Below are 6,898 nucleotides of genomic sequence, written 5' to 3'. Positions count from 1 at the left end.
GCTTTGGGCGCCCTCAAGGGCCCCTTCGCGGGCAAGCCTCGCTCCTACAAGGGGATGCATACGCCAGAAAATTAGCGGCGTTTGCTGCCGCCGAGCAACGACCCCATCAACCCGCGCACCAGTTGCCGGCCAAGCTGATTGGCCGCCTGTCGCATCGCCGACTTCAGCGCCTGCCCTGCGGCCGTGCCGAGAAGCTCCCCGGCCTTGTCGGTGAAGCTCGGTTCTTCTGGCGCAGGTTTGCCCGGTGCCGCTTCGGGTTCCGGCGCCAGGCCTTTGCGCCCCATCAGCACTTCATAGGCTGATTCGCGATCCACCGGTTTGTCATACCGCCCCTTGAACGGCGAGCCGGCGATCAGCAGCGTGCGCTCGGTTTCGCTCAGCGGCCCGATCCGTGATTGCGGCGGTGCCACCAGGACGCGCTGGACCATCTCTGGCGTGCCTTTGTCCTGCAATGTGCCCACCAGCGCCTCGCCGATCCCCAGTTCGGTCAGCACCGACAAGGCGTCGAACGCCGGGTTCGGCCGGAAGCCCTCGGCCACGGCCCGAAGGGATTTTTGTTCCTTGGCAGTGAACGCACGCAAACCATGCTGGATACGCAGGCCGAGCTGCGCCAGCACGTCATCCGGCAAGTCGCCCGGCGATTGGGTGACGAAATACACGCCCACGCCTTTCGAGCGAATCAGCCGCACCACTTGCTCCAGACGCTCCTGCAACGCCTTGGGCGTATCGGCAAACAATAAATGGGCTTCGTCGAAAAACAGCGCCAGCAGCGGTTTGTCGGCATCGCCGCGCTCCGGCAGTTGCTCGAACAGTTCAGCCAGCAGCCACAACAGGAACGTCGCGTAGACCTTCGGCGCTTCGTGCACCAGACGACTGGCATCGAGCAAGTGAATGCGCCCGCGCCCCTCGGCGGTCGGTTGCAGAATGTCTTCGAGTTGCAGCGCCGGCTCGCCGAACAAGGCTTCAGCACCTTGTTGCTCCAGAGTCGCCAATCGGCGCAACAGAGCCTGGCTGGAACCGGTGGTCATCAACGCGGCGTCGTCGCCCAGCAATTCGGGGTGGTCGCGCAGGTGATTGAGCAGTGCCTTCAGGTCCTTCAAGTCCAGCAGCAACAGGCCTTCGCGGTCCGCCACCTTGAACGCGGCGTACAGCGCCGATTGCTGGCTGTCGGTCAACTCCAGCAGGGCGCCAATCAACAGCGGGCCCATTTCGCTCAAGGTGGTGCGCAAAGGATGACCGGACTGGCCGTGAATGTCCCACAAAGTGACCGGGTACGCCTGCGGCGTGTGATTCAGCCAGGGCATCCCGGCGATTCGCTCGGCGATCTTGCCCTGCGGGTTGCCGGCAGCGCCGAGACCGCACAGGTCACCTTTGATGTCCGCCGCGAACACCGCCACGCCGGCATCGCTGAACGCTTCGGCCAGTCGTTGCAAGGTGACGGTCTTGCCGGTCCCGGTAGCGCCCGCGACCAGACCGTGACGGTTCGCCAGGCGCATGGCCTGGGCGATCGGTTGCCCCGCGAGATCGGCACCGATAACGAGTTGCGATGAATCAGGCATTTGGTCACCCATGGTTAATCTTTAATTCTGCACGGCCGATATAAAAGACTGAAAAGCTTCGGTAATCCCCCCAAGGAGAGGACGGAAATATCAGCTTGTTTTCATGACCGCCCACTGCGCGCTTCCTTATAAAAGCACGCCTTGGGCATTAAGACCTTAGCGGAACCCCAAGCCATGAACAAAAATCTGCGCTTCAGCCATAAAATCCTGCTTGCCGCCGCCCTCATCGTCATTGCCGCGTTCGCCTCGTTCACCCTGTACAACGACTATCTACAGCGCAACGCCATTCGCGAGGACCTGGACAAGAATCTGCAAAAAATGGGCAGCGTGACTGCCAACAATATCCAGACCTGGCTGACCGGACGCAGTCTGCTGATCGAAAACCTCGCACAAAACGCCGCGCTGAACCCGGACATCGGCAACGTCGCCAAGCTGCTGGAGCAGAAGGCGGTGACGTCGACCTTCATGGGTGCTTACATTGGCAACAAGGATGGCACCTTCATCATCCGCCCGGACAGCAAAATGCCGGATGGCTATGATCCGCGCGCCCGTCCTTGGTACAAAAGCGCCCAAAGCACCAGTGGCTCGGCGCTGACCGAACCCTACATCGATCTGGCCTCTGGCCAACTGGTCATCTCCATCGTCAACAGTGTGCTCAAGGACGGCCAGAACATTGGCGTGGTCGGTGGTGACCTGAGCCTGCAAGTGATCGCCGACAGCCTGAATGCGCTGGACTTCGATGGCATGGGTTATGCGTTCCTGGTCAGCGCCGATGGCAAGATCCTGGTGCACCCGGACAAAGCGCTGGTGATGAAATCCCTGGCTGAGTCGTACCCGAAAAATACACCGCGCATCAGCAGCGATTTCAGTGAAGTGGAAGTCGATGGCAAAACCCGCATCGTCACTTTCACCCCGATCAAAGGCCTGTCTTCCGTCAACTGGTACATCGGTCTGTCGGTGGATAAGGACAAAGCCTTCGCGAAACTCAGCGATTTCCGCGCCTCGGCGGTCATTGCGACTGTCATCGCAGTTGCGATCATCATTGCCTTGCTGGGCATGCTGATCCGCATCCTGATCCAGCCGCTGCACGTCATGACCCGCGCCATGGCCGACATTGCCGACGGTGAGGGCGACCTGACCAAACGCCTCACTATCCAGAACAACGATGAATTCGGCCTCCTGGGCACCGCGTTCAACCGTTTCGTGGAGCGCATTCACGGTTCGATCCGCGAAGTGTCTTCGGCCACCGGCCAGGTCAACGAAGTGGCGCTGCGTGTAGTCGCGGCTTCCAACTCGTCGATGTACAACTCTGACCAGCAAGCTTCGCGTACCAGCAGCGTCGCCGCCGCAATCAATCAGCTCGGTGCCGCAGCCCAGGAAATCGCGCGCAATGCCGCCCAGGCGTCGAGCCAGGCCAGCGATGCCCGAAACCTCGCCGAAGACGGCCAACAGGTGGTGGATCGCAGCATTGTCGCGATGAACCAACTGTCGAGCATGCTCAGCGCTTCGAGCACCAACATCGAATCGCTGAACAGCAAAACCGTGAACATCGGGCAGATTCTCGAAGTGATCACCAGTATTTCCCAGCAAACCAACCTGCTGGCGCTGAACGCCGCGATCGAAGCGGCCCGTGCCGGTGAAGCCGGGCGTGGTTTTGCCGTGGTGGCCGATGAAGTGCGCAACCTGGCACACCGCACGCAGGAATCGGCGCAGCAGGTGCAGACCATGATCGAGGAGCTGCAAATCGGCGCCCGCGAATCCGTCAGCACCATGAGCGACAGCCAGCGCCACAGTCAGGACAGCGTGGAAATCGCCAACCTGGCGGGCGAACGCCTGAACAGCGTGACGTTGCGCATTGGTGAGATCGACGGGATGAACCAGTCCGTGGCGACGGCGACCGAGGAACAGACGGCGGTGGTGGAATCGATCAACGTCGACATTACCGAGATCAATACGTTGAACCAGGAAGGGGTGGAAAACCTGCAATCGACGTTGCGGGCGTGTTCGGACCTGGAGCAGCAGGCGGCGCGTCTCAAGCAGTTGGTCGGTAGTTTCCGGATCTAGTGCGCTTCTGAGGGCCCCTTCGCGGGCAAGCCTCGCTCCTACAGGTTCGGTGAAAATTCTGTAGGAGCGAGGCTTGCCCGCGAAGACGGTCTGTAACACACCACAAAACCCCAGCCGAACATCTATTCTTCATAAAGGTCAACCAAGGGAGTACAACGGACCGGAGGGATGTTCATCGTGCACATCGCGGACATAACCATGTTCTACGCCCCTGCCAGCGGTGGCGTGCGCACGTATCTGGATGCAAAACACCGTCGTCTGGGCGTCAAGCCCGGCATTCGCCACAGCCTGCTGATCCCCGGTTCACACTTGAGCGAACAGGACGGCGTTTACACGGTTCCGGCCCCTGCCCTGCCCTTCGGCAAGGGTTATCGTTTCCCTCTCCGTCTCGCCCCTTGGCGAAATGTCCTTCAAGATTTGCAGCCCGATCTGATCGAGGTCGGCGACCCGTACCTCACAGCCTGGGCGGCGCTCGATGCCCGCCGCCAACTCGACGTGCCAGTGATCGGCTTCTATCACTCGGACTTGCCGCTGCTGGTCAGCAATCGCATGGGCAATTGGGTCACAACCAACGTCGAAGCGTATGTCAAAAAGCTCTACGGCAACTTCGACCGGGTCTTGGCGCCGAGCCGGATCATGGCCGACAAACTGACCAGCCTGGGCGTGAACAACGTTTTCGTCCAAACCCTGGGCGTCGACCTGCAAACCTTTCATCCCGATGCCCGGGATCCAAGCCTGCGCACGCAACTGGGCATCAATGAAAACACGCACCTGCTGATTTTTGCCGGGCGTGGTTCCAAGGAAAAAAACCTGCCGGTGTTGCTGGAATGCATGCGGCGCCTGGGACGGCGTTATCACCTGTTGCTGGTGGGGTCGTCGATGCCGGTCGTGGTCCCGGACAACGTCACCGTCATCCATGAGTTCTGCCCCGTCACGCAGGTGGCGAAGTTGATGGCCAGCGCCGATGCGCTGCTGCATGCCGGTGACCAGGAAACGTTTGGCCTGGTGATCCTCGAAGCCATGGCCAGCGGCATTCCGGTAGTAGCTGTGGCGGCGGGAGCCTTTGAAGAAATCATCAGCGCAGAATGCGGGCTGCTGTGCGCGCCGAACGACCCGGTGGCGATGGCCAATGCGGTGCGGGAGCTGTTCAGTTCAGGCAGTGCCGCGCTCGGCCAACAAGCGCGCCTCCATGTCGAACGGCATTACTCGTGGGACGCGGTGGTCGACAGCCTGCTGGGCCACTATCACGCCGTCCTCGGCAATCAATGGCCGCTGGCCGCCAATGGTTGAGCCCATGAGCGCGCCCTGCCTGTTACTCGTGCTGCATGACGTCGCGCCGCACACCTGGGCCGATTACCAACCGTTTGTCGAAGCCGTGGACGCCTTGGGTGAAGTGCCGATGACCTGGCTGGTTGTGCCGGATTACCACAGACACAACGATCTGGAGGCACACCCGGGGTTGCGCCGCCTGCTGACCGGTCGTGTCGCCCGAGGTGACGAACTGGCGCTGCACGGCTATTTTCATTGTGATGACGAGCCGCTGCCCAACACGCCACGAGACTGGTTCATGCGCCGCATTTATACCCGTGAAGGCGAGTTCTACACGCTGTCGCAGGACGCGGCCCTCACGCGTCTGCGCGCAGGTATCGAGCTGTTTCATCGCTATCACTGGCCGCTCGAAGGGTTCGTCGCTCCGGCCTGGTTGATGAGCGAAGGTACGCGCCAGGCCTTGCGCCAGTTACCCCTGAGTTACACCAGCGATCCACAGCATCTTTTTCGTCTGCCGGATTTCACCCCGGTCGATGCGCCAGGACTGGTCTGGAGTGCGCGCAGCGCATGGCGGCGAGGTTTGTCGAAGCTCGTCAGCGATCAGCGCGAGCAACGCTTGCGCCAGGCGCCGGTGATTCGTCTGGGCCTGCACCCGGTGGACATGCGTCATCGGTTCGCGCGCGATTACTGGCTGCACACCCTCAAGCGATTACTCGACCAAGGCCGCCTGCCGATGACCAAGGCTCGTTGGCTGGCGCTGCACAGCGACCGCATCGGTCGCGCCGCATGAGCCGGGGGATTCTGCTGTTTGTCGCGCTGCTCGCGGCGGTGCTGATTCCACTGCTGCTGGGTGGCAACCAGACCTGGTCACGATTGCAAAGCTTTCCACTGAGCTGGTTGCTGATCATGTTCGGCATGATCCTGCTGTGCTGGGTGGTGAACACGATGCGCTTGCGCCTGTTGCTGGGTGATGAGCGCGACAAGGTCAGCCCGGTCAAAAGCCTCGGCGTGGTGATGGCTGCCGAGTTCGCCTACTGCGCCACACCGGGCGGCAGCGGTGGACCGCTGACCATTATGGCGCTGCTGGCCCGCAACGGGGTGCGTCCGGCACGGGGCAGTGCGGTTTTCGCCATGGACCAACTCAGCGATCTGCTGTTCTTTCTCTGCGCATTAAGCGGGATTCTGATTTATGCGCTGTTCCAGCACCTCAGTGAACGCATGGAGTGGCTATTGACCGTCAGTGCGATATCGATGTTCGGCGGGCTGCTCAGTTGTGTGGTGATCGCGCGCTACCATCGGCTGCTGATTCGCCTCAGCGGGCGGCTGCTCGCACGTCTCAATGTCAAAGGCACCACGCGCCTGCGCTGGGCGCGAAAACTCCTGCACTTTCTTGCGGCGTTCACTGACACGCTGAAGTTGCCCTTTCGGACTTTGATCAAGGTGTTTGCCCTGACCTGTGTGCATTGGGTGCTGCGCTATAGCGTGTTGTACCTGGCGTTGCGCGGGCTTGGCGCGGATTTGCAGTGGGCCTGGAGCTTTTTGATTCAGATGCTTTCGCTGAGTGCGGGGCAGTTCAGCCTGTTGCCGGGGGGCGCCGGGGCGGCGGAACTGACCTCGGCTGCATTGCTGGCGCCCATGGTGGGGAAATCCACTGCGGCGGCGGCGATTTTGATTTGGCGGGCGGTGACTTATTACTTTTATCTGGTGGTGGGGGGGCCGGTGTTTTTGTTGATGGTTGGGCGGCCTTTGTTGAAGAAGTTGATGAGGTTTAGGCAGGCTTAGTTTTTTATTGTGTGCATATCCGTTGCTGCGGTAACGGCGGCTTATGGTTTCGCTTTTACAGCGAGTCACTTTCGAAAAGCGCGAAAGTAACCAAAGCGCTTCTGCCCCTTTCGTTCGGTGCCTCGCCTAGGCTCGGCATACCCTCGCTCCGGTCCTGCTCCGTGGGCCCGCCGCCATCGGCCATCCATGGCCGGGGGCGGCTAACCCGGCATCCATGCCGGGTT

5 protein-coding genes are annotated in these 6,898 nt (G+C 61.1%); 4 read left to right on the top strand and 1 reads right to left on the bottom strand.

Annotated features, from left to right (window positions below):
* Nucleotides 1-71: 71 nt before the first annotated feature.
* Nucleotides 72-1,559, bottom strand: coding sequence for a helicase HerA-like domain-containing protein (locus KGA97_RS28580; protein WP_032832797.1), 1,488 nt, complete (start codon nucleotides 1,557-1,559; stop codon nucleotides 72-74).
* Between the two features lie 174 nt (nucleotides 1,560-1,733).
* On the opposite strand from KGA97_RS28580, the gene KGA97_RS28575 reads away from it, so the two are divergent.
* From KGA97_RS28575 to KGA97_RS28560, 4 genes are all read left to right on the top strand, one after another.
* Nucleotides 1,734-3,623 carry a methyl-accepting chemotaxis protein gene (locus KGA97_RS28575; protein ID WP_207285466.1) on the top strand — a complete coding sequence of 630 codons (1,890 nt, stop codon included), beginning with the start codon at nucleotides 1,734-1,736 and terminating at the stop codon, nucleotides 3,621-3,623.
* Nucleotides 3,624-3,791: 168 nt separating this feature from the next.
* Nucleotides 3,792-4,913 carry a glycosyltransferase family 4 protein gene (locus KGA97_RS28570; RefSeq protein ID WP_008043334.1) on the top strand — a complete coding sequence of 374 codons (1,122 nt, stop codon included), beginning with the start codon at nucleotides 3,792-3,794 and terminating at the stop codon, nucleotides 4,911-4,913.
* Nucleotides 4,906-5,682, top strand: coding sequence for a DUF2334 domain-containing protein (locus KGA97_RS28565; protein ID WP_223481925.1), 777 nt, complete (start codon nucleotides 4,906-4,908; stop codon nucleotides 5,680-5,682). Before KGA97_RS28570 ends, KGA97_RS28565 begins: the two co-directional genes overlap by 8 nt.
* Nucleotides 5,679-6,674: a YbhN family protein gene (locus KGA97_RS28560; protein WP_008043336.1), complete on the top strand. Its 996-nt coding sequence runs from the start codon at nucleotides 5,679-5,681 to the stop codon at nucleotides 6,672-6,674. The genes KGA97_RS28565 and KGA97_RS28560 overlap by 4 nt, the downstream gene beginning before the upstream one ends.
* Nucleotides 6,675-6,898: the final 224 nt, after the last annotated feature.

The sequence above is a fragment of the Pseudomonas sp. BF-B-15 genome, from assembly GCF_019946675.1.
Taxonomy (GTDB): domain Bacteria; phylum Pseudomonadota; class Gammaproteobacteria; order Pseudomonadales; family Pseudomonadaceae; genus Aquipseudomonas; species Aquipseudomonas migulae.
This window is presented reverse-complemented; position numbering and strand designations above follow the sequence as displayed.

Excerpts from the sequence above, each read along its gene's own strand:
- KGA97_RS28580 (WP_032832797.1), bottom strand. The coding sequence starts at position 1,559 with ATGCCTGATTCATCGCAACTCGTTATCGGTGCCGATCTCGCGGGGCAA.
- KGA97_RS28575 (WP_207285466.1), top strand. The coding sequence starts at position 1,734 with ATGAACAAAAATCTGCGCTTCAGCCATAAAATCCTGCTTGCCGCCGCC.
- KGA97_RS28570 (WP_008043334.1), top strand. The coding sequence starts at position 3,792 with ATGTTCATCGTGCACATCGCGGACATAACCATGTTCTACGCCCCTGCC.
- KGA97_RS28565 (WP_223481925.1), top strand. The coding sequence starts at position 4,906 with ATGGTTGAGCCCATGAGCGCGCCCTGCCTGTTACTCGTGCTGCATGAC.
- KGA97_RS28560 (WP_008043336.1), top strand. The coding sequence starts at position 5,679 with ATGAGCCGGGGGATTCTGCTGTTTGTCGCGCTGCTCGCGGCGGTGCTG.